Annotated in this window: 22 protein-coding genes; 14 read left to right on the top strand and 8 right to left on the bottom strand. The window is 43.5% G+C overall.

Going from position 1 to position 21,327, the window contains the following annotated elements; all coding sequences use genetic code 11:
- Positions 1–77 precede the first annotated feature (77 nt).
- Positions 78–1,085 (top strand): FAD:protein FMN transferase, encoded by a 1,008-nt coding sequence (locus GJU82_RS15925; RefSeq protein ID WP_228488736.1) that lies wholly within the window; start codon positions 78–80, stop codon positions 1,083–1,085.
- 65 nt (positions 1,086–1,150) lie between these two features.
- Here the strand turns inward: GJU82_RS15925 and GJU82_RS15920 are convergent, their stop codons facing one another.
- Positions 1,151–1,588: a T9SS type A sorting domain-containing protein gene (locus tag GJU82_RS15920; protein ID WP_153633058.1), complete on the bottom strand. Its 438-nt coding sequence runs from the start codon at positions 1,586–1,588 to the stop codon at positions 1,151–1,153.
- Positions 1,589–1,949: 361 nt separating this feature from the next.
- On the opposite strand from GJU82_RS15920, the gene GJU82_RS15915 reads away from it, so the two are divergent.
- The 5 genes from GJU82_RS15915 (at position 1,950) to GJU82_RS15895 (ending at position 6,734) form a co-directional block, all read left to right on the top strand.
- Complete coding sequence (locus GJU82_RS15915; RefSeq protein ID WP_153633057.1) at positions 1,950–2,762, top strand: TonB family protein; 813 nt, start codon at positions 1,950–1,952, stop codon at positions 2,760–2,762.
- A gap of 122 nt (positions 2,763–2,884) precedes the next feature.
- Positions 2,885–3,457, top strand: a complete 573-nt coding sequence (locus tag GJU82_RS15910) for a TetR/AcrR family transcriptional regulator (protein ID WP_153633056.1) — start codon at positions 2,885–2,887, stop codon at positions 3,455–3,457.
- Between the two features lie 87 nt (positions 3,458–3,544).
- Positions 3,545–4,549 (top strand): NADP-dependent oxidoreductase, encoded by a 1,005-nt coding sequence (locus GJU82_RS15905; protein ID WP_153633055.1) that lies wholly within the window; start codon positions 3,545–3,547, stop codon positions 4,547–4,549.
- Between the two features lie 11 nt (positions 4,550–4,560).
- A complete protein-coding gene (locus GJU82_RS15900; protein ID WP_153633054.1) occupies positions 4,561–5,538 on the top strand; it encodes an aldo/keto reductase in 978 nt (325 codons plus the stop codon).
- Between the two features lie 59 nt (positions 5,539–5,597).
- On the top strand, positions 5,598–6,734 hold the full coding sequence (locus GJU82_RS15895; protein ID WP_153633053.1) for an NADH-dependent flavin oxidoreductase: 1,137 nt from the start codon (positions 5,598–5,600) through the stop codon (positions 6,732–6,734).
- Between the two features lie 36 nt (positions 6,735–6,770).
- Here the strand turns inward: GJU82_RS15895 and GJU82_RS15890 are convergent, their stop codons facing one another.
- Positions 6,771–7,769, bottom strand: coding sequence for a glycosyltransferase (locus GJU82_RS15890; RefSeq protein WP_194831081.1), 999 nt, complete (start codon positions 7,767–7,769; stop codon positions 6,771–6,773).
- A gap of 625 nt (positions 7,770–8,394) precedes the next feature.
- Here GJU82_RS15890 and GJU82_RS15885 point away from each other — a divergent pair.
- A complete protein-coding gene (locus GJU82_RS15885) occupies positions 8,395–8,538 on the top strand; it encodes a hypothetical protein (RefSeq protein WP_153633051.1) in 144 nt (47 codons plus the stop codon).
- A 75-nt stretch (positions 8,539–8,613) separates the two neighbouring features.
- Here the strand turns inward: GJU82_RS15885 and GJU82_RS15880 are convergent, their stop codons facing one another.
- Complete coding sequence (locus GJU82_RS15880) at positions 8,614–11,850, bottom strand: S41 family peptidase (RefSeq protein ID WP_153633050.1); 3,237 nt, start codon at positions 11,848–11,850, stop codon at positions 8,614–8,616.
- A gap of 215 nt (positions 11,851–12,065) precedes the next feature.
- Positions 12,066–13,235, bottom strand: coding sequence for an ATP-grasp domain-containing protein (locus GJU82_RS15875; protein ID WP_153633049.1), 1,170 nt, complete (start codon positions 13,233–13,235; stop codon positions 12,066–12,068).
- 426 nt (positions 13,236–13,661) lie between these two features.
- On the opposite strand from GJU82_RS15875, the gene GJU82_RS15870 reads away from it, so the two are divergent.
- Positions 13,662–14,924 (top strand): OmpP1/FadL family transporter, encoded by a 1,263-nt coding sequence (locus GJU82_RS15870; protein ID WP_153633048.1) that lies wholly within the window; start codon positions 13,662–13,664, stop codon positions 14,922–14,924.
- Between the two features lie 105 nt (positions 14,925–15,029).
- On the opposite strand, the gene GJU82_RS15865 is transcribed toward GJU82_RS15870, so the two are convergent.
- Positions 15,030–15,398, bottom strand: coding sequence for an MFS transporter (locus GJU82_RS15865; protein WP_228488793.1), 369 nt, complete (start codon positions 15,396–15,398; stop codon positions 15,030–15,032).
- A 132-nt stretch (positions 15,399–15,530) separates the two neighbouring features.
- Here GJU82_RS15865 and GJU82_RS15860 point away from each other — a divergent pair, with 132 nt between their 5' ends.
- Complete coding sequence (locus tag GJU82_RS15860; protein ID WP_194831080.1) at positions 15,531–16,307, top strand: carboxypeptidase-like regulatory domain-containing protein; 777 nt, start codon at positions 15,531–15,533, stop codon at positions 16,305–16,307.
- A 78-nt stretch (positions 16,308–16,385) separates the two neighbouring features.
- Here the strand turns inward: GJU82_RS15860 and GJU82_RS15855 are convergent, their stop codons facing one another.
- Positions 16,386–17,285 (bottom strand): proline dehydrogenase family protein, encoded by a 900-nt coding sequence (locus tag GJU82_RS15855; RefSeq protein WP_228488735.1) that lies wholly within the window; start codon positions 17,283–17,285, stop codon positions 16,386–16,388.
- Positions 17,286–17,531: 246 nt separating this feature from the next.
- On the opposite strand from GJU82_RS15855, the gene GJU82_RS15850 reads away from it, so the two are divergent.
- The 4 genes from GJU82_RS15850 (at position 17,532) to GJU82_RS15835 (ending at position 20,023) form a co-directional block, all read left to right on the top strand.
- Positions 17,532–18,128: an OmpH family outer membrane protein gene (locus tag GJU82_RS15850; protein WP_153633044.1), complete on the top strand. Its 597-nt coding sequence runs from the start codon at positions 17,532–17,534 to the stop codon at positions 18,126–18,128.
- Positions 18,129–18,184: 56 nt separating this feature from the next.
- Positions 18,185–19,456 (top strand): glycosyltransferase family 2 protein, encoded by a 1,272-nt coding sequence (locus GJU82_RS15845; RefSeq protein ID WP_153633043.1) that lies wholly within the window; start codon positions 18,185–18,187, stop codon positions 19,454–19,456.
- A 30-nt stretch (positions 19,457–19,486) separates the two neighbouring features.
- Entirely contained in the window at positions 19,487–19,717 is a 231-nt protein-coding gene (locus GJU82_RS15840; protein ID WP_153633042.1) for a hypothetical protein, read from the top strand.
- 114 nt (positions 19,718–19,831) lie between these two features.
- Positions 19,832–20,023: a hypothetical protein gene (locus tag GJU82_RS15835; protein WP_153633041.1), complete on the top strand. Its 192-nt coding sequence runs from the start codon at positions 19,832–19,834 to the stop codon at positions 20,021–20,023.
- 77 nt (positions 20,024–20,100) lie between these two features.
- Here GJU82_RS15835 and GJU82_RS15830 read toward each other — a convergent pair whose 3' ends face one another.
- Positions 20,101–20,676, bottom strand: a complete 576-nt coding sequence (locus GJU82_RS15830) for a superoxide dismutase (RefSeq protein ID WP_153633040.1) — start codon at positions 20,674–20,676, stop codon at positions 20,101–20,103.
- A gap of 229 nt (positions 20,677–20,905) precedes the next feature.
- Between GJU82_RS15830 and GJU82_RS17220 the strand changes: the two genes are divergently transcribed.
- Positions 20,906–21,106: a hypothetical protein gene (locus tag GJU82_RS17220; protein WP_194831114.1), complete on the top strand. Its 201-nt coding sequence runs from the start codon at positions 20,906–20,908 to the stop codon at positions 21,104–21,106.
- Here the strand turns inward: GJU82_RS17220 and rpmH are convergent.
- The gene (gene rpmH / locus GJU82_RS15825) at positions 21,039–21,197 is read right to left on the bottom strand and encodes a 50S ribosomal protein L34 (RefSeq protein WP_081782350.1); all 159 of its coding nucleotides are present in this window, start codon (positions 21,195–21,197) and stop codon (positions 21,039–21,041) included. The genes GJU82_RS17220 and rpmH overlap by 68 nt on opposite strands.
- Positions 21,198–21,327: the final 130 nt, after the last annotated feature.

Below are 21,327 nucleotides of genomic sequence, written 5' to 3'. Positions count from 1 at the left end.
TGATATCATTTGGAAACAGAAAAGTATGTTTCCAAAACAATTCTTTCACTACTTTTGTGGCGGAAAATTTCTATATGATGAAAAAATTAACTCTGCTTACACTGTTTGTGGGACTGCTGTTTATGGCAGGATGTGCCCCAAAAACACAGAAATATGTATACAACGAAGGCACCGTTTTCACCACCATTTATCATTTTATCTATTCGAGTCCTGACGGAATAAATCTGAAAGATTCTATCGAAAAGAAAATGAATGAGTTTGGAAACTCGCTTTCTACGTTTATTCCTACTTCAACCATTTCACGCATCAACAAGAATGACCCAACGGTGAAAGTGGATCCGTATTTCCGTAAATGTTTCCTGAAAGCTGAAGAGGTTTCGAAAAAAACCAACGGTGCTTTTGATATGACTGTTGCCCCCTTGGTCAATGCCTGGGGATTTGGTTTTACCAAGAAAGACAGCATTTCGAAGGAACTAATCGACAGTTTGATGCAAACAGTCGGCTACCAGAAAGTAAAACTGGTGGGCGATAAAATCATTAAAGAAAACGCCAACACCATGCTCGACGCCAGCGCCATTTCCAAAGGAGAAGCAGTTGACATGGCCTGCGATTATCTGGCTTCGCAAGGCTGCAATAATTATATGGTAGAAATCGGAGGAGAAGTCAGGGCGCATGGCGTAAATGCCAAAGGAGAAGTCTGGCGAATCGGGATAAATAAGCCCAACAATAAGGGATTGTACGATGATAATGATTTGCAGGATGTGATTCACCTAAACGACAAAGCGCTGGCCACTTCCGGTAACTATCGGAATTTCTATATAAAAAATGGTAAACGATACGCACATACTATCGATCCCCACACGGGTTATCCTGTTCAGCACAGCCTGCTTAGCTCCAGTGTGTTGACCAATAACTGTATGACGGCTGATGCTTATGCTACAGCTTTCATGGTTATGGGAGTGGAGAAAGCCAAAAAGATTGTGGAAAACGACCCGAACCTGGAAGCATACTTCATTTATGCGGGCGACAACAACATGAATATGGTTTGGTATTCCAAAGGTTTTAAAAACCTCATCATAAAATAACTATCGAATATCATTCGAAAAAGAAATCCCGTAACAATCTTAATGTTACGGGATTTTTTATGTCATCAGTTTTTCAGAACCTTCGCCACCTTTGGCGGCTGATTTTGCTGCCACACTTTCAGCAGGTAAATTCCCCTGGAAAGCTTCGGGAGAGATATACTGAGATGGCCTTGCCCATCACCTCCGGGCGTTCGTTCACCCAAGGACACCATTTGCCCCTGAGGGGACCACAGCTCAATCTGCATCGGACTCCTGCCAACTATTTCAACAGAAAGATGAATTTGATCGGTAAATGGATTTGGATAAACATGAATGCCGGAACCAGCCAATACTGGTTTATCGTCAATTCCGGCCTCAAGCAACCACTGAGTATCCATCCAGTTGAGCTGGTCCTGCAACCATCCCTTCAAATAATTGATTTCGGCAATATACGATGACCCGTCCAATCCAAAATGGGTATAAACCCATTGCTCGGTAGCCTGGAAGTCCGGAGCGTAATCCACATTGCCATAAGCCAGGTTACTGTTGGTTCAGACGCGCCAATAAAATAGTGCCAGGTATCGTGTGCATATACAACAGGTTCCTTTAGCGATCCACCACGGATGTATTTCAAATCTGTCAGGTGAACCTGCATAAAAGACACTTTTCCATAGCCCAGATAGTTTGGATTCGTTCATATCCTCATCCTTCCTGACAGACAGAAGACTGGCATTAAATACAACAGAAAATTGCTGCTGTTTTATACTGAACTTTCTTCATATAAATTGCATATCCCCCTTGACTTCTTAGAGGTTTCGCCTTATTTTTATCTACAATTAATCCCCCCTCCCGGAGTTCACAATTTACTGGTGAAACGTTGTACTTATGAAGTATTTTTACCTTGTTACTTTTCTGCTTTTTACCAATACACTAATAGCCAACTCTCTGCCACGACCGGTTGAATTATCCAATCCTGTACTTGTCAAAGACTGGCAGAACGGAAGAGCAGTGAATATTACATTGGAAGTTGATACCATCTCTCCTTCGCATTTTTACCTGGAAATTGCCAAAATCAACGGACAATTGCTACGCCAGGTACGATTTTCTGGCCCTGGTGAAAAGGTTTCCCTCAACAACCTCTCGCAAAAGTTGAATAAGAAGAAAGTATTGGAGGACGGTATTTTCAAACAATGGTACCAAAACGGGAACCTTTATTCAACAGAAACTTTTAAAATGGGTGTTCCGGCAGGAGAAAAAATTGTATACCATCCTAATGGACAAAAAGAGTTCTACTGCGTTTACGATCCACCTGGGTTCATTTCCGAACTCCACTCCTATACCAGAACCGGTAAGGAGGTAAACGTCAATAAATACCTCGCCAACAAAATCTACAACAAAGTAGACAGAATGCCCCATTTCCCAAAAGGTGAAACCGCCTTGCGCCTGTACATTAAGCAGAATATTAACTACCCCAAAGAAGCACTCCAGAAAGGAATTGTCGGCGAAGTCGTTGTAGGATTTGTTGTAGATGAAAATGGGAAAGTCATCGACCCTGAAATTGAAAAATCCCCCAGCCCGCTTCTTTCGCAGGAAGCAATACGGATGGTAAATCAAATGCCACTATGGCAGCCGGGATTTCTTGCCGGATATCCGGTCAAATCACGAACCTATGTTTCAATTATGTTCAGGGCTTTCTAACCTTTCCCCACTTATTTCACCATCGTTACCGTCTGTGTGATCTTAAGTTTAAACCAAACCGGTTTCATCATTATTTCTTGTTAAAATTCTAAAATAAACGAACATTCATTTATATTTGCGTTATGCGCCTCAAGGATGAAGACAAGATTATTCGTATTTACCAGGCGGCTGTTAAGTTAATTAACATCGAGGGTTTTCAGGGAACTTCTGTTTCCAAAATTGCCCGCGAAGCCAACCTGGCGCCAGCTACTCTCTACCTTTATTTCGAGAATAAGGAAGATATGCTGAACAAACTCTATCTTCATCTTGAGAGAAAGAAAAGTATGGCTTATATTCCAACCGAGGCACATCTTGAGCCAACCAAGGAAACATTCCAGACTATATGGAAACGGCATTGTCAGTTCATCAGAGATTATCCACTGGAATTCCGCTTCCTGGAAAACTTTTCGAATTGCCCTCTAATCGAGAAAATTAACCAGGAAGAGGGAGTGCGTGCCCATCAGCCACTATTCGACCTTTTTGAAGCCGCCCGGCAAAAAGACATTCTAAGAAACCTGTCCAATCAGCTAATTTACACGCTGTTTTTCGCGCCGGTAACTCATACCGTCAAGCAAGCGTTGAACCGAAAGGAAGAACCAGATGTTCATATCCTGAACGAAATATTCGAAGCGGCCTGGCGTTCCGTTGCCGTTTAAAATTTTTTATATACAGAATAAACGAACGTTCATTTATTATTATCAACCATTTCCCATTATTGGGATAAAATAAAAACCAACATATTGATGCAGAATAGACAGATTATACTGAAATCACGTCCGGCAGGTCGCCCAACTCAAGACAATTTTGAAATCAGACCAATAGAAGTCCCGGTTCCTGGAGACGGCGAATTATTATTGAAATCCTTATACATTTCGGTCGATCCGTATATGCGTGGACGGATGAGTGACGCCAAATCGTATGTCGAACCATTTCAGGTAGGCGAACCAATGAGTGGCGGCGCAGTAGCAGAAGTGACAGAGAGCCGTCATCCCGATTTTTCTGCCGGTGACGTGGTTGTTTCTCGTCCGTTAGCCTGGCAGGAATACCAAACGGTACCAGCAACATCGGTCCAAAAAGTCGATAAAAACCCGGTACCATTGAGTTATTACCTGGGAATACTTGGAATGACAGGACTTACCGCCTATTTCGGTTTCCTGGATATTGGCCAGCCGAAAAAGGGTGAAACCGTTGTGGTTTCCGGAGCAGCCGGAGCAGTAGGAACGGCAGTTGGACAAATTGCCAAAATCTATGGTTGTAGCGTTGTCGGAATTGCAGGAAGTGACGAGAAACTTCGCTACCTGAAAGATGAGCTTCACTTCGACGAGGTCATCAACTATCATACAGAAAAGGACATGGAACAAGCCATTGCCCGCGCATGCCCCGATGGTGTTGATATTTATTTTGATAACGTAGGTGGTGCCATTTCAGATGCGGTATTGGCAAACATCAATAAATTTGCACGCATCGCGGTGTGTGGACAGATCGCACTCTATAATGCCACAGAGGTACCGGCCGGTCCGCGCATACAACCACTCATTCTGAAGAAAAGCGCTTTGATGCAAGGGTTTATTATCGGCAACTATGCCAACCGTTTACCGGAAGGTTTGGCCAGGCTCACCGACTGGGTGAAAAAGGGTAAACTAAAACATCGGGAAACGGTTATCAAAGGATTTGAGAAGTTGCCGGAAGCTTTCATCGGATTATTTGATGGAGTGAATACAGGAAAACTAATTGTCGAAACGAAGTAAAATTGATAATCATGTTAAAAAGAAAAATAGGAAACAGTGATTTGGAAGTTTTTCCCATTGGACTTGGGGCCATGGGAATGTCAGAATTTTATGGAAACCCGGAGGACCAGGAATCAATAAAAACGTTACATGCCGCACTTGAGCATGGAATCAATTTCATTGATACCGCCGACATGTATGGAATTGGCCGCAACGAATTGTTGCTGAACAAAGCTTTGCATGATCGATGGGATAAAGTGGTTCTGGCCAGCAAATTCGGTATTGTACGCGACGAAAAAGAAGGTCGCGGGCTTAACGGTAAACCGGAGTACGTGAAACAGGCCTGTGAAGCCAGTCTCAAGCGGCTGGGCCGTGAGGCCATCGATTTGTATTATCTCCACCGTGTCGATCCTCAAACGCCCATCGAAGAAACGGTTGGCGCCATGGCTGAATTGGTAAAAGAAGGAAAAGTTCGTTACCTGGGACTCTCTGAAGTATCAGGCGATACGTTAAAACGGGCCAATGCGGTTCATCCCATCACTGCAGTCCAAAGCGAATATTCACTCTGGAGTCAGGATGTGGAAGGGACCACTCTCCCAACCTGTCGGGAATTGGGTGTTGGTTTTGTGGCTTACAGTCCGTTGGGAAGAGGATTTTTGACCGGTCGCTTCAAAAGCATCGATGATTTGGAGCCGAACGATCACCGGCGCTTTTCGCCCCGCTTCCAGGGTAACAACTTTGCCAAAAATCTGGAGTTAGTCAAACTCATCGGGAAGCTCGCTGAGAAAAAAGGCTGTCAACCATCACAGCTGGCATTAGCCTGGTTACTCCATCAGGGTGAGGATATCTTCCCCATTCCTGGAACCACCAAGCAGAAACACTTGCTTTCGAATATCCAGGCAGTCAACATCAAATTATCTGCTGAAGATGTAAAAGAAATCAACAGTATTATGACCAACATTCATGGTGACCGCTATGACGAAACGGGCATGAAACAGATCAATGCATAAATCATTTACTCATTCATGCCTTCCCGGAAGGTATGAATGAAAACAATAAAAATTCTTATATGAACCCCAAATATGCTTCACTCTGGGAACCATTCCGTTTGCCGGTTTCAGGGATTGAATTGAAAAACCGGATCATGATGGCCCCGATGACAACCTGGTCCGGTAACCTCGACGGTACCGTTTCAGATGCTGAACTGAATTATTATAAAAAACGCTCGGGCGGTGTGGGTGTAGTAGCTACCGCTTGTGCCTTCATCATGCCGGAAGGCAAAGGATTTTCCGGCCAAATCGGGGCCCACTCCGATGCAATGCTGCCAAGCCTGAAACGTTTGGCCGAGACGATTCAGCAAGAAGGCGCCAAAGCCATTCTGCAAATCTATCATGGCGGAAGAATGTGCCCTCCGAATGAGGTGCCTGGAGGTCAACCCCTCAGTGCAAGTGCCGTTGCAGCAGAACGCGAAGGAGCTGCCGTTCCGCGGGCTATGGCGGAAGAAGAGATTCTGTCCACCATTAAAGCTTATGGAAATGCCACACACCTCGCTATTCTTGCCGGTTTCGACGGGGTGGAAATCCATGGCGCCAACACGTACCTGGTTCAGCAATTCTTCTCACCACACTCCAACCGCCGAACCGACGTATGGGGTGGTACTTTGGAGAAGCGCATGAAATTCCCGCTGGCGGTAGTAGATGAAGTTCTGCAAAACGTTAAACAATATGCAAAATCGCCTTTTGCGGTTGGTTATCGGCTTTCGCCTGAAGAAATGGAAGAACCGGGAATTACAATGGAAGACACCCTACAACTGGTAGATGCTTTGGCCAAAAAGCCGCTGGATTATCTCCACATCTCCACCATGAATTTATGGGATGGTTCGATGCGCGATGCCTCGGATAAACGCTCCAGAACGTTATTGATCCAGGAACGGGTTGGAAATAAAATTCCGGTTATCGGGGTTGGTTCGCTACATACACCGGATGATGTACTGAAAGTTGTCGAAGAAGGGAATTTACCGCTTGTCGCCCTGGGACGAGAGTTACTGATGGAACCGGAATGGGTACAGAAAGCTCAAAACGGTTCAGTAGACAAAATACGGACCACACTTTCGGTCCACGATCAAAATGAATTGGTGATTCCGGATAACCTCTGGCACGGGCTTATTTCCCGCAAAGGCTGGTTACCGGTTATTGAGAATGAATGATATTGAATTGAGGGAGAACAAATGTTTTCCCTCTCTTTATTTTCGATTATTGACCGACCGGGGACTTAGCCATGTTCCCCGAAAGGGCACTAAAAAATAGTAAGCTAACAAACGGCGGTACAAATGTGTGTACTGGTTCAACCGTCGGATGAAAAAGAAAAGTAGCCCGAAAAGGGCAGGGAGCAACGTCCCCAACAAAACACTTATCATTACTACCACATGCAATCCTGCTGCCGATAGACCGCTATAGTGACGGGACAGATAAACGTGTCTCGAAATAACGACCTCCGATTTGGTCAGTGCTGTGACCCGCGGGTTGGTACGAGTGGTCCCACCATGGTTGTGAATAATCGAAATCCGGTTATGCAAAGCCACTGTCCCGCCCATGTCGGTTGCTCGTTTACACAAATCAACGTCTTCGTAATACAACCAGTAATCTTCATTCCATCCTCCCAATTCATCAAATTTATGCTTCGAAATCATTACCACCGATCCGGAAACCCAATCAGGATATATGATTTCCTTTCCAGGCGAAAAGCATCCTTCCAGTTCCTTCTTTTTCGCCTTCTGGCAGATGGCCCGTAACAGACCACTTAGCGTGAATAAGGCGGGGAAAAAACCATACGGACTTTCTTCATTGCCCCGACAGTTCTTCTGCGAGCACGAAAGAATAGTTATGTCCGGATTGCTCCGAATAACATTCAAAAGACCAGAAACAGACTCTTCTGAGGCAATCGTGTCCGGATTTAAAAAGAGAAAATACTCTCCCTCTGAAATTTTGGCTCCCAGGTTACAGCCATTGGAAAATCCATTGTTACCGCCATTCAGGTGAAAACGGAATTTTGGGAACCGCAGTTGAAAACCTTCCAACTTTCCGTCGTTCGAGCAGTTATCGACCACATTCACCTCGAAAGAGAATTGCTCCCCCCCAAAGTTTTTCAGGGCATCCAAACAATTCTCCAAATGTTTCCACCCCCGGTAATTGACAATAATTATGGATAAATCAACCAAAGCACAGCAATTTGTTTGCGTCACTAAAATATAAATTAAAGTCATTGAAGCAGATCAGAATCACTTTTAATGGTAATTTTCAGCTCAGGGGGCAAATATTCTTCCCTTTAGTAGCTATTGATTATCCACTACTACCACCCAAATCACATGTAATACTTTCGGGAATTAAAGCGACATATTGATTCTTTGATTAAATTACACCGAATTTAGACATTGCTGAGAAAGGTGTATCGCAGACTAAGTGCGCTATTGACCGTAAGCTTTTTACTCATTTTATTTGATGCAGGTACCGCCTGGGGTAAAATAAACAATACGGTTCACCCGGAAAAAGAACTTTATTCCGGAACGATTTCTTGCACCTATACCCCATCTATTGTTTTCGAAAACGGTGTTGCCGATTTTCCAGATAGCGAAAGTCAATCGCTACCGGTAATGGTGCGGCTTGCCGGAAACACAAAATCATCTTTTAACTTTCAAATTTTCTCCAATGCACTTCGCCAGCCTTTCACTAACAGGAAAAGGCCCATATACCTAATGGTGAGGTGCTTTCGAAATTAGCGCAATCACGTCGAGAATAATTGACAACTATTTCCGGAAGACAATCATCCGGAAACAAGGATTGATGTGTAGTTAATTTTAAACATAGAAAATGGAAAATAAAGAAATACAACAGGCACATAATGAGGAAAACGGCAAGAAACATTTTAACAAGGACATTATGCTGATGATTGCCGCTATTGCCGGATTGATTATTGTTTTACTCGTCATCAAGCACCTGATGGGACTCCAGTAAACCAACCCCGGTTTCCGAATAAAACAAAAGGCGCCAGCATTCGGGCTGGCGCCTTTCTCTTTATGATTATTTCATTTATCTCTTTTCGTAAGGTGCATGTGCTGGCTTCCCTTTGTAATCTTTCAACGCGCCATTCACCCATTCAATGGCCCGGTCAAGTTGAGGGTCGATTCCCTTCGCCTCTTCGGTCAGGTTCTCCTTCACTAAAATATCGGGATCAACACCGTGAGCTTCTTTGAACCACGAACCATCCGGATTGTACATACGAAAAGTAGGTACGGATACAAACCCGCCGTCAATCAGTTCGGGTGCACCGGTAATCCCGATCAAACCTCCCCATGTCCGGGTACCAATGAGCGGACCTAATCCAGCCTTACGGAAGAAATCGGGGAAAGCATCACCCCCGGAACCACTCCAGCCATTAATCAACATCGCCTTCGGACCGAAGTTTCCTTTGGGTGGCCACGACCAGTCTTTACCGTCACGAACAGCCCAGTAAGCCAGATTCTTCCTGTTAAGCAATTCGATGAAACGATCCGGAATCTGTCCGCCGCTGTTAAAGCGCTCGTCAATAATAAGTCCTTCCTTCTTCCACTGAGCCATATATTGACGTACCAAGTCATTCTGGCCATCGATTCCGGTACTTCGAACATAGATGTAACCAACCTTTCCATTGGTGGCTTTATCGACATGTTCGCGCATAGATTCTATCCATGCCAGATTCCTGAGCCGTCCCTCACTTTCAAGTGTTTTGACCACAATTTTACGGGCCGTTTGCATATCCGGTTTGCTGTTTACCATCAGCTCAACCGTTTTACCTGCCAGCCCCTGGAATGCTTCATAAGGTTCTTTATTGGTAGTAATGGGACGTCCATTCACACTAAAAACATAATCTCCGGCATGAACTTTTAAGTCAGTAGCTGAAAGTGGCGAACGAACTTCCGAATCCCACGGGCCTCCATTAATGATTTTCCTGATTCGATAATATTTGCCCTCAGCTTCCCAATTTATACCCAAATAACCCGTATTAGTCTTTTGGGCATTGGCTAAATCACCACCACCACGATAAGTATGCGATGAATTCAACTCACCAATTAATTCACCCAATACATAATTGACATCCCAACGGGTAACGGCATCGTCAAGCAACTTGCCATACTTCACCCGCTGCGCATTCCAGTCAACACCATGCATGTGCTTATCGTAGAAAAAATCACGCTCGAACCGCCAAACATCATTGAAAATCTGCTTCCATTCCGCACGAGGATCAACAGTCATCACCATTTGATCTGTCGGCAATGCCTTTTCCAATTTCTGTTCCGGCTCAGGTTTAATGATGTACAGGTTATCCTTTTGTAAGACCAGCATCTTCTTACCATTTGCTGAAAGACGATAACCATCGGCATCTTCAACTACGGTTTTTTCTTCCCGTTTCTTCAAATCGTAATACTTTACCGGATGCTCTGTTTCCTTGCCGGCATCCACTTCGGCCTGATAGAATATTTTTCCGTCATCTGCACTCAACCCGCTATAATCATTGGCAACCGGAGGTAGAATAGCCAACCGCTCTTCGAAATTGTCAAAATCAATATTCACCGGTTTTACCTCTTTCTTGGCATCCTCCTTCTTTTCCTTTTCTTCGTCGTCGCTATTTTCTTTTTTCGATGGATCGACAACATCATTCCGAGGAGCTACAGCCGATGGCACATCTTTCCGCAATGGAATAGCAGCCAGTTCGGTTGTTTTCGGATAGATGAACGAGTTATCCAAATCGCTGTACTGAGGCTTGAATGAGCGGCCAGTAAACAGGAACAAATATTTACCATCGGGACCAAAAACCGGGTTATGGTCGTCATAATAACCACTGGTTACCTGGCGCTTATCCTTATTCTGGGTATCATAGATAAAGATGGCATCATTGCGGTTGTCAAGTCCCCGGTCATATGTAAGCCAACGGCTGTCGGGCGACCAGCTGCAAGAAAAGTTGTCAAGTGCCCCCTGGTACATCCAGAGTCCTTTGTCAACCGAAACCACTTTGTTTGCAGGAATATCGAAATAGGAAATATTCATTGCCTGATCGATAAATGCAATCTTCTTGCCATCGGGTGACCAGTAAAGGTGATAGCGGTATCCGGATGTAAAATCTGTCACTTTTTTCGCCTGACCGGTTTCCACATTTTTCAACATCAGATTGTATTCGCCTGAAGCATCGCTCCAATAGGCAATGGTTTTGCCATCGGGCGACCAGGCTCCATACCGCTCGGCGGAGCCGGAAGACTGGGTTAAATCGGAAACTACACCATGTTCGGACGGAACGGAGAACAAATCACCGCGCGCCATGACCAAAGCCCGCTTTCCATCGGGTGAAATATCGGCTGATTGCATCAGCTCTTCCACATTCTCCTGCTTTTGCATCAATGCCGGTTCATCGGTAACAACTTCAACCTTTACTTCATGGTATTGGTCGTTATCAAGCCCCATCAGATAGAGTTTTCCGTCTGCTTCAAAAACAATATCATCAGGACCAACGGACGGGAAATGCACATCGTAATCCGTAAAATGAGTCAACTGGGTTGATTTATCGGTAGCAATGTCGTATACCCAAATGTTGTAACGTTCTGCTTCACCCCGGTCCGACAAGTAATAAACCTTATTGCCGTGCCACATGGGAAACTCGTCGCTGGCATCATCGCGGGTAATGTTCTTCGAGCTGAAGTCTTTCAAATCGAAAATATAAATATCGGGGGCCCAGCCTCCTCTGTATCTCTTCCAGTTGCGGAAAACCCGCGATTTATAATTCAACGCAATCTTACCTCCATCGGGGGAATACGAAGCAAAATCGCCGTAAGGCATTGGCAATTTGGCTGCTTCACCACCCGTGGCTGCAATCGTGTATAATTGGTTAAACCGCTGTCGTCCGCTTTCGCGGGAAGAGGCAAACAGGACACTTTTCCCGTCCGGCGTCCAGCTAACGGTCCGATCGTTGCCACTATCGAAAGTTAAACGTTTAGGAAGCCCTCCCATGGCAGGTATGACATAAACATCGTTGTTGCCATTATAGCTTGCTGAATAAGCTATTTCACTGCCATCGGGCGAAAATTTGGCAAACAATTCTTCTCCCTTAGGAGAACTCAGCCGATGGGCCACTCCGCCCTCTTTTGCTACAACCCATAAATCGCCTGCATAGGAGAAAACAATAGTTTTCGCAGAGACATCGGGGAACCGAAACATTCGCGCATTTACCTGCGCATTGGATTGAAACACTGTGCCACAAAGCAATAGCACCGTGCTAATGAACGTGAATAATCTCATATTTTAACTATTTGGGTTATTAGACATTGGCTGAAGCAAATCATTACAAGATTTTGTAATTGATGTATATGAAGTGGGGGGAAACATCGCATCACACTTCTCATCAAACAATAAAAAGGCGTTCCGGTTTGATGTCGGATGTCAAATATGTATGTAAAACATTTTTTAAGCGATAGGAGGATTTCATTCATCCTCCTGTTATTCCGTTGGTTTTTTCAATTCAGAATATATTCCGACAAATCAGATTTTAAGATTCGGGTAAGCTCATCCATCTGATCGCTCCGTGTTTGTGCAAATACAAACCCGAATAACGGATAGCTCCGGTAATCCACTTTTCTTAGCTCCAACGGCTTTTCGAAATTCCTCATCAACCGGTCATAGTCAAATTCCGGAATCTGTTTTCCTTCTCTTCCGGTACTGTTATCCAGAACGACGACACTAAAAACCTGACCATCCTTATTCGCCAAAAGTTGGTTCCAATCGGGTTCTTTTTGCGATAGAAAATATTCGTAGATATTAAAACCATGCGCGTACCATGCCAAATCAGGCGTAGTACACCATCCGCCAAAGCGCATCGGGTTCACTTCAATCGGAACAATATGGCCGTCGTCATTGATCCGAACTTCAACGTGCGCGGCAAAATTCTTTACACCGGCAGATACTCCCATCTCTTTGAGAAAATCGCCCATCGAATCCAGGTTCGATAAAATAATTTCCTTCGACGTGATATATACCCGGTCACTCATATCCTTATCCGAAGAGAAGAGGTGCTTCATAATGTTCAGAATAACCGGTTTCCCATCGGCATTGTAATAACAATCAATGGCATACTCCGTTCCATCAATGCACTCTTCCGCAATAAATTCGGTTGAATCAAAAACCTCTTTAGGATACAGATTCTGCACCTTAGCCACTTCTTCAGTTATTCTTGCCACAATATCGGGCCACTCTTCCGGCTTGTCAACTTTGTAAACTCCCATGCTGAAAAAACCGACTGCCGGTTTAATGATAAACGGGAAAGTAAAACCGGATACATCGGTCGTGGACAGCTCATGGAACGGAATTCCCTTAAAGAAATATTCGGGATATTTATCCCGCAACAACTTTCGAAACCGAACCTTATTCTTGAACATATTAATCTTTTCGGGAAAACCGGAGAATGGAAGATTTTGCTCAACCCAATGTATCGAATTTTCAGAATTGGTATAAATTAATTGCTCTGGATTTCGCTCAACCCGTTTAACAGCGTCTGCTGTGGAAATAAGTTGGTGTTCTTTCTCATCAAGGATTTTCGCCGAAAAGGAAGTATAAACCACCGGTATCCGGTAATTTTTAATTGTCTGTTTTAGAAAATCTGAAACGTAAGGGCCTTCGAGTAAGATCATATAAGATTATGATTTTGTAAGTTCACACACAAATTCGTTTTTACAATAAACGAATGTAGGTTTTTCGCGGGAAATGCAATGTGCCTAAAATTACAGCCGTGAAAAATCATTTCAAACTTTTTGGAGTCTCCGATATGTTATTTTCCTGAAAAATAAAAACAGATTATCCACACTTACTTATTTTAGATTGATTCCAATCTTTAAATATCCAATTCGGATACATAAGTCTTTATATTGCTGAAACATACACCCTCGTTGCGCCTGATTTATAAAGGAATACAAAAGCTTATCAAACCGAACAATATTTCGGTATATATAGCTTTGTCTATATATGCTTCTAAACATTTGGATGTTTTAGTATTTATACATCTTGATGTAAGTATAAGTTTGTATTTTTCAGCACTCTAAACATTAAATCATTAGGAAATGAAAAATCGTCTATCGACAAGTCTGGTTATAGGGCTTGTACTTATGTTAGGCAGTAGCATGGCGTTTGCCACGGATGGTTATTTTAGCCCTGGATACGGAACCATCAGTAGCGGCTTTGCCGGCGCCGGAACTGCATTTTACGAAACAGCATTAATTGGAGGTAACCCTGCCGGAAACGTATTTAACTCAAGTGAATTCAGTTTTGGTATTGGTTTGTTCAATCCAAACCGTCAATATACCATTACCGGAAACCCTTCTGGGGCCCCATATTTTGGATTAGCCCCCGGAACCGTAAAAAGTGATTCAAAACTTTTCGTGATGCCGAACATCGGTAAAAACTGGAAGTTGAATGACAACAATGCTCTGACACTGTCGATTTACGGAAACGGTGGTATGAACACCAATTATCCGACGCAAACATTCTACGATCAGTCTGCCGATCATACAGGCGTCAACCTGATGCAGATGTATGTGGATTTGGCTTATTCATTTAAACTGGCGGAAAAGCACAGTTTGGGTATTTCAGCCCTCTTGGGTGCACAGTCTTTCGAGGCAAAAGGATTAAAAACTTTTGGTGATTACGGATTTTCATCAGACCCCACCAAACTCACCGGAAACGGTACGGATTATTCAGCCGGCGTAGGTTTCAAAGTTGGTTACATGGGTGAACTGTTCAACGGTTTCTGGCTGGGTGCCAAATACCAGTCCAAAATTTATACGGGTGCATTCAAAGATTACGCCGGCTTGTACGCAGAGCAGGGAAAATTTGAAATTCCTTCGAACTGGAGCGTAGGTGTTGCTTACCATATTTCCAGCGATTTTACCGTATTGGCCGATGTGAAACAAATTAATTATTCAGGTACTAAATCGATTTCCAACCCGATGTTTACAGCGTCAGGAACAATGAACCCGCTGGGCTCCGATAATGGTGCCGGTTTTGGCTGGAAAGACATGACCATCTATAAAATCGGTTTCAATTATACCGGTATTGACACATGGACACTGCGTGCAGGTTATTCTTACGGAAAACAGCCGATTCCTGCCAGCGAAGTGATGTTCAACATTCTGGCCCCGGCCGTTAACGAAAGCCACATTGCCCTTGGATTTTCAAAGAAGATTAACGAGAAAGGCAATGCACTAAACTTTGCTTTCAATTATGCTTTGAACAATAAAGTTTCTGGACCGAACCCAATGGATCCAGCGCAAACAATTGAACTAGAAATGAATCAACTCTATTTCGAAATTGGTTTTACCTTTTAATGCCTACTTAACTACAGTAACAAAAGCGGATTAGACACCGCACCAAAAAACCCCGGATTACATCACCTACGTAATCCGGGGTTTGTTTTTTCCAATCAGAATATCCTATTCTCCACTGGGTTGGGAATGGTGTTTCCGGCCCCATAGTCCTTCCATTTCCTCCAATGTTCTTCCTTTGGTTTCAGGAACCACTTTCCACATAAACACTGCGGCCAAAATTCCCATGATTCCATAAATCCAATAGGCGAATCCGTGATGGAATATATTGGTTAGAGCCGTCGAATCATTCATCACAGGGAAAGTCCACGAAACAATCAGGTTTGCTACCCATTGTGCTGCTACCGCTATGGACATGGCACCCCGAATGGAGTTCGGGAAAATCTCCGAAAGCATTACCCATGCAACCGGTCCCCACGAAACTGCAAACGAGGCAGTATACAGCAACATGAAGAATAATGCGTATTGAGAATGGATTCTACAATTCCTCGCTTCTTAAGCTCAGCATACGCTTTGATAACCTATGTAAACAAACTGATTGACTCAATCGTTCCTAATACACATCTTACTGTTGGTTTAACCTTAATATCCTACTCAAAACCTTCAATCATGAAAAAGAAATTGATTATTCTCACGATTTTAATAAGCGCTCATTTGACCGGAGTAGCACAGGAAAATAAAGCCGATGGAAAACAGCCGGTATTTGTTACAGGCGTTGTTTTTGACAGGAAAGAGATGAAACCACTCCCGGAAACAGTCTTTCTGCTCAATCACCAGCACGAAGCAACCACCGATGCAGATGGGAAATTTTCATTCTGGGGTTCGCCAGGCGATACCATCACCGCAAGGTATGTTGGTTACAGGGAAGTAGATATGGTGGTTCCGGATACGCTTTCCGCTTCGGAATACCTGATGGGGGTTTTTATGTCGCCTGATACCGTACAGATAAAGGAAGTGGTTATTTTCCCACGGAATTACAACCTGATGAGCGAAATAAAGCAACTACCGGTAGATGAAAGAATGCTTCAGAATGCACAACAAAATGTGGATATGGGTACCGTTCAGGGCTTAACACAATCGCCCAAAACGTATGATGCCGAAATGAATGCCCGCAATGCCATGCGAAATTATCAGATGAAAGCGGAATACAAGGGAATGAAAGTGAATCCGGAAAACAGCGTAGGAATCTCAATCTCAACCGGGACCATTACTCCTTCGAACTTCCTGTACGGGAAACCGATTCTTCATAAAGGTAAACTAAAGAATCAGGTTATTTCGACCAATGAAAAAGATGTAGTTATTGGCAGATACCAGGCGTACCTCGCCAAAAAATGGATGAAGTATGATGAGAGAAAAAAAGAAAAACAGGAAGAGGTAGCCCCATAATTAATCGCTTCCAAATTTAGTTGCATAAAAAACCGCCTGGATATCGGGCGGTTTTCTGTTTTTGGAAAACTTATTTTATCAACCTCTGACAAAAAGAGCCTTTACAATCAACCAGGTCATATTCGGATTTTCCTTCAGACGACGAGTTGAATAGTTAAACCATTGTACTCCGTAAGGTACGTAAACACGCATACGATGGCCTGCACTAATAATGCGGCTTCGTAAATCGGGTGTTACACCATACAGCATCTGAAACTCATACTTATCTTTGGGCGTTTTATACTTTTCCAATAACTCCAATGACCTATCGACCAAGTATTTATCATGCGTTGCGACACCAACATAAATCCCATTTTGCAACATATATTCCAGGTCTTCCAGGTAGTGATCGCGAACTTCCTGGTACTTTTTAAATGCCACTTCAGCCGGCTCAACATAAATTCCCTTACACAGCCTGAAATTTAAAGGAGCTTCCTCTGAATGCATATCCATCAATTCACGCACATCACTTAATGTACGCCGCATATAAGATTGGACAACCAGTCCCACGCGTGTAGGGAATTCTGCTTTCAAACGACGGAAAATTTCAACCTCCGCATCGGTACAGGTGGAATCTTCCATGTCAACGCGGATAAAGGAATCGCACTCATCCGCGACAGCGACGATTTCGCGGATATTCTGGTAACAACTCTCCTTATCGAGCAATAACCCGAACATCGATGGTTTTACCGAGAAATTACCATCAATCTTCTCGTCGGTAAATCGCTTGATTAGCTCGATATACTGTTTCTTATTCTCGGTGGCTTCTGATAATTCTTTAATGTATTCTCCCAGAATATCGACGGTCACCATGGTCTGTTCAGCATTCAGTTTTCTCGATTCGCGAAGCGCATCTTCAATATTTTCCCCGGCAATGTAGCGTTTGGAGAAAATCCAGACCAGTTTTTTGGGCATATAAGGCAAAACCCATGATATCATTTTATTGAACATAGTCGTAATAGTACTAGTTAGATATTTTTACCCTTCTTCATCGAGAGGTAAAAGTAGTAAACACAAAAAGCCGGATTTATGACGTTTATCAAGAGTAGAGGCTAATTTACTTAATGAATGATAAAAAAGTAGTTTTCTCCGCCAACAAATTTTAAGCCGCATCCTTTGTGCATTCCGCAATTCGGTTATATTTGTCATTCCTAATTCCATTCAAACAATCATCATTCGATTCATATGAAAAATAACTCTACATTCATTCATGTTATTTTGGCACTGGCGGTTATTGGCCTCTATGTATTATACTTTACAGGGAATAAAAAAGATCAGTCAAACCAAACGGGCACTAAAGATCAAGACACAAATGCCCCGGTTAAAGTGGCATTTGTGAAGTTGGATTCCGTGCTGGCGAATTACGACTTAGCGAAGAAATTAAACGACGATTTCAATAGAAAACAAGATTCTTACACGAAAGAGTATGGTCAAAAACGCATCGATTTCGAGAAACAGGCCAACGCTTTCCAGGAAAAACTGAAGCGGGGCGGTTTCCTCACACAGGAAAGGGCCATGCAGGAACGCAATCGCCTTATCGGCATGCAGCAGGAAATTCAAAAACTGGACAACGACCTTTCCGGCAAATTGCAATCCATGCAACAAAAAATCAATCAGCAAATAATTGACAGTATTTCCAATTATGTGAAGGTTTATAATGTTGATAAGAAATATGACCTGATTTTCAGCAATGCTAATTTACTGGAAGGTTCCGATCAGCATAACATTACCCGCGAAGTGACTTCTGAGCTGAACAAGCGTTACCACAGTTCGAAAAAGTAAGGCCCAATTACGATATAACTTAAAAGCCCTGCGAAACCAGGGCTTTTTTCGGCACGATGCATAGCTTCGATTCCTATCTGAAAAAACATGCCGGTTTCCCACCATTCATGAACGAAAAGCCGGAAGACAACCTCTCGTGTTGTGTGGTAATTCCGTGCTACCGCGAACCGGAATTATTCAGAACCCTCGAATCGTTGTTGTCGGCCACACCTCCTTCTCTCCCAACCGAAGTCATTGCGGTGGTTAACTCTCCCGAAGAGGCTCCTTCTGAAGCCTTGGAAGTTAACCAACAAACCCTCAATCAATTTCATTCCTGGAGGATGAATCTTCCTTCCGGGAAAGTCTCTTTTCACCTGATACATGTTTCGGAACTGAAAAAAAAATGGGCAGGTGCGGGCTGGGCGCGTAAAATTGGCATGGATGAGGCCATTCACCGATTCAACCTTGCGGGAAATGAAAACGGAATCATTGTTTCGCTGGACGCAGACTGCCGCGTATCGCCCAACTTCTTTGTGGCTATTGAGGAGGCGTTTCAAGGCTGCCAAAAATGCCAGCTCCTCACCATCGGATTCGAACACGACCTGCAGGAGCCAGGTCTGGATTCCGGCCTCCGCGAAGGAATTACCCGGTACGAATTATACATGCGTTACTACCGGCATGCCATGCAAATAACCGGCTATCCCAATGCGATTTATACAGTGGGCTCTGCTTTTTCTGTCCGTGCCGGAGCTTACGTAAAACAGGGAGGAATGAACCGCAAAAAGGCAGGCGAAGATTTCTATTTTCTACATAAAGTCGTCCAACTGGGAACCTTTGGCGAAATTAATGAACCACTGGTCTTTCCGGGAATCCGAACATCCGACCGGGTGCCGTTTGGAACCGGCCCAAAGCTGGCCCAGTTCCTTTCGGGTGAAGATTCTTTGGAGACTACTTATTCATTTCAGGCTTTCAGTGACCTGCGGCCGTTTTTCCGAAAAGTAAACAAACTTTACACCCTGAACGAACAACAACTTGCCGAAACAATTGAAGATTTCACCTTGCCTCTTCGTCAGTTTTTGCATCAATCAAAATCCATTGACGCGATTCTTGAACTACAGGCCAATTGTTCCAGCGAGACAACTTTTGTCAAGCGCTTCGTCCATCGCTTCAACGCCTTCTGGATTCTTAAATATCTCAATTTTGTACATGAGAAGGATTACTCCACGGAATCATTGTTGAAAGCCGCGCAGCAACTATTGCAGGCGAAGGGCATCGAAACTACAGCATCCTCCGATTATTCTACACTTCTTCAAATTTTCAGAAATATAGATTACCCGAATCATATTTGAACTATCTTTGCGGCAGAGAAAAGAGAAGTTATGGGATTAATAAAGGTAATTTTACTGGCTATTGCTCTTGTTTCCCTGGCAATCTTCGGATTAGCCATTCAAATTGTTCTTAAAAAGAATGGGAAATTTCCCGATACACATGTAGGCCACAACCGCGAAATGAAAAAACGCGGTATTGTTTGTGCCCAAACATTCGATCGGGTAGAGCAGGTCAAAGTAAAAAAAGAACAGAAGCTTAAAAATCTGAAACTCGCAAAGTAAGAAGATGCCCGCTTCGGGATAATCACACCGAAAATATCGGGTGGTTATTTTACCTTAATTTAAGACCTTTTTATCTTATTTATTACTACTTTTACAGCACAAAACGTTAATGCTATGTTGAAATTATTTTTACTTGTTTTGGGCATGATGAGCTTCGTATTTTTTGCTTTGGGATTGCGTTTTCTCAAAACAAAAAAAGAAGTCACCGACCCGACGCTTCGTGACCTGAGAACAGGTACCGGTTGCGGTTGTGGTGGCGGAAGCTGCGGCATCGGCACCGGTTCATCGTGCCATACCGATTTATAATAATCAACGACTTTAATCAATAAAGCCGGACTACTTATCGTAGTGCCGGCTTTTTTACGACCATTAAATTCTTCTGATTAGAAACGCGATTCTACGACGCCCCAATCCAAAACTTTCCAAAATTCTTCGATGTACGCAGGACGAAGATTCTGCTTATCAAGATAGTAAGCATGCTCCCACACATCGCAAGTCAACAACGGTGTTTTGCCATCGCGTAGCGGGTTGCCGGCATTGGCCGTCTGGAGGATTTCCAGTTTTCCGTCCGCATTTTTCACCAACCATGCCCAACCCGATCCGAAAAGAGTAGCAGCAGCATTGCTGAATTTCTCCTTGAAGTTATCCAATGAACCAAAATCACCCTCAATAGCTGATTTTAGCGCTCCTTCCGGTGCTGTTTTAGGTGAGCCCGAGAGTTGAAAAAAGTAGAAAGTGTGGTTCCAAACCTGTGCCCCGTTATTAAAAATGCCTCCGTCGCTCTTTTTAATAATTTCTTCCAGATCTGCTTTCTCAAAAGGGCTTCCCGGAATTAATCCGTTCAGTTTGGTTACATACCCCTGGTGATGTTTTCCGTAATGAAATTCAAGTGTTTTCTTACTGATGTGAGGTTCAAGCGCATCAAGCGCATAAGGCAACTTGGGTAGTTCGAATGCCATGATAAATCTATTTTAAAGGTTAATGATGATTTTGCAGTTAGAACGAACAGCAAGCTAAATTTGTTCGATCTTTTCTTGGCAAACTACCCTTAGGCAATTGAGAGGTCAGGAAATAAAATACTTGTAGTATACGCCTGCATTCAAGTATTTATGGGTACTCCTCTTCGGTCGAAATCCAAAGCTGTGGTCCTAAAATTGCCGTTCGTAAATAGGCGATAATACCTGGTGGATGGCTTGCTGGATAAAGCCGCCTACTACCGTGGACTTGCACCACTTAGCTATTTACCATGCACAGCACACCAAAAAAGGTAAAGAGTATCAACTCTTTACCTTCCGTATATCGTACTCGAAAATAATGTTCATTATCTCTTGTGACGCGGCTCGTCTGAGACAGAAAGTTTTTTACGACCTTTCGCGCGACGAGCTTTAAGAACTTTGCGACCGTTTACAGTCGACATTCTTTCACGGAAACCATGTTTGTTTTTCCTTTTCCTGTTATGCGGCTGAAATGTTCTTTTCATCTCTGCAAAATATTTTTACTGTTTAATATCCTTTTGTACTTCTTTGCCAATTCGGATTGCAAAATTAACTGTTTTTTTCTTTGTGCCAAACGAATTCAGCTTTTTATAGCTTTTTTTCAGGCATTAACCG

The organism is Prolixibacter sp. SD074 (genome assembly GCF_009617895.1).
Classification (GTDB): domain Bacteria; phylum Bacteroidota; class Bacteroidia; order Bacteroidales; family Prolixibacteraceae; genus Prolixibacter.
The sequence above is the reverse complement of the archived record's forward strand: the minus strand, read 5'-3'. Positions and strand labels throughout refer to the sequence as shown.

What these genes read in the sequence shown, in the direction of transcription:
- GJU82_RS15850 (WP_153633044.1), top strand. Translation starts at nt 17,532, where the DNA reads ATGAAAAATAACTCTACATTCATTCATGTTATTTTGGCACTGGCGGTT.
- rpmH (WP_081782350.1), bottom strand. Translation starts at nt 21,197, where the DNA reads ATGAAAAGAACATTTCAGCCGCATAACAGGAAAAGGAAAAACAAACAT.
- GJU82_RS15855 (WP_228488735.1), bottom strand. Translation starts at nt 17,285, where the DNA reads ATGATATCATGGGTTTTGCCTTATATGCCCAAAAAACTGGTCTGGATT.
- GJU82_RS15905 (WP_153633055.1), top strand. Translation starts at nt 3,545, where the DNA reads ATGCAGAATAGACAGATTATACTGAAATCACGTCCGGCAGGTCGCCCA.
- GJU82_RS15885 (WP_153633051.1), top strand. Translation starts at nt 8,395, where the DNA reads ATGGAAAATAAAGAAATACAACAGGCACATAATGAGGAAAACGGCAAG.
- GJU82_RS15880 (WP_153633050.1), bottom strand. Translation starts at nt 11,850, where the DNA reads ATGAGATTATTCACGTTCATTAGCACGGTGCTATTGCTTTGTGGCACA.
- GJU82_RS15895 (WP_153633053.1), top strand. Translation starts at nt 5,598, where the DNA reads ATGAACCCCAAATATGCTTCACTCTGGGAACCATTCCGTTTGCCGGTT.
- GJU82_RS17220 (WP_194831114.1), top strand. Translation starts at nt 20,906, where the DNA reads ATGGCTTGCTGGATAAAGCCGCCTACTACCGTGGACTTGCACCACTTA.
- GJU82_RS15830 (WP_153633040.1), bottom strand. Translation starts at nt 20,676, where the DNA reads ATGGCATTCGAACTACCCAAGTTGCCTTATGCGCTTGATGCGCTTGAA.
- GJU82_RS15870 (WP_153633048.1), top strand. Translation starts at nt 13,662, where the DNA reads ATGAAAAATCGTCTATCGACAAGTCTGGTTATAGGGCTTGTACTTATG.
- GJU82_RS15835 (WP_153633041.1), top strand. Translation starts at nt 19,832, where the DNA reads ATGTTGAAATTATTTTTACTTGTTTTGGGCATGATGAGCTTCGTATTT.
- GJU82_RS15915 (WP_153633057.1), top strand. Translation starts at nt 1,950, where the DNA reads ATGAAGTATTTTTACCTTGTTACTTTTCTGCTTTTTACCAATACACTA.
- GJU82_RS15875 (WP_153633049.1), bottom strand. Translation starts at nt 13,235, where the DNA reads ATGATCTTACTCGAAGGCCCTTACGTTTCAGATTTTCTAAAACAGACA.
- GJU82_RS15840 (WP_153633042.1), top strand. Translation starts at nt 19,487, where the DNA reads ATGGGATTAATAAAGGTAATTTTACTGGCTATTGCTCTTGTTTCCCTG.
- GJU82_RS15860 (WP_194831080.1), top strand. Translation starts at nt 15,531, where the DNA reads ATGAAAAAGAAATTGATTATTCTCACGATTTTAATAAGCGCTCATTTG.
- GJU82_RS15925 (WP_228488736.1), top strand. Translation starts at nt 78, where the DNA reads ATGAAAAAATTAACTCTGCTTACACTGTTTGTGGGACTGCTGTTTATG.
- GJU82_RS15900 (WP_153633054.1), top strand. Translation starts at nt 4,561, where the DNA reads ATGTTAAAAAGAAAAATAGGAAACAGTGATTTGGAAGTTTTTCCCATT.
- GJU82_RS15845 (WP_153633043.1), top strand. Translation starts at nt 18,185, where the DNA reads ATGCATAGCTTCGATTCCTATCTGAAAAAACATGCCGGTTTCCCACCA.
- GJU82_RS15910 (WP_153633056.1), top strand. Translation starts at nt 2,885, where the DNA reads ATGCGCCTCAAGGATGAAGACAAGATTATTCGTATTTACCAGGCGGCT.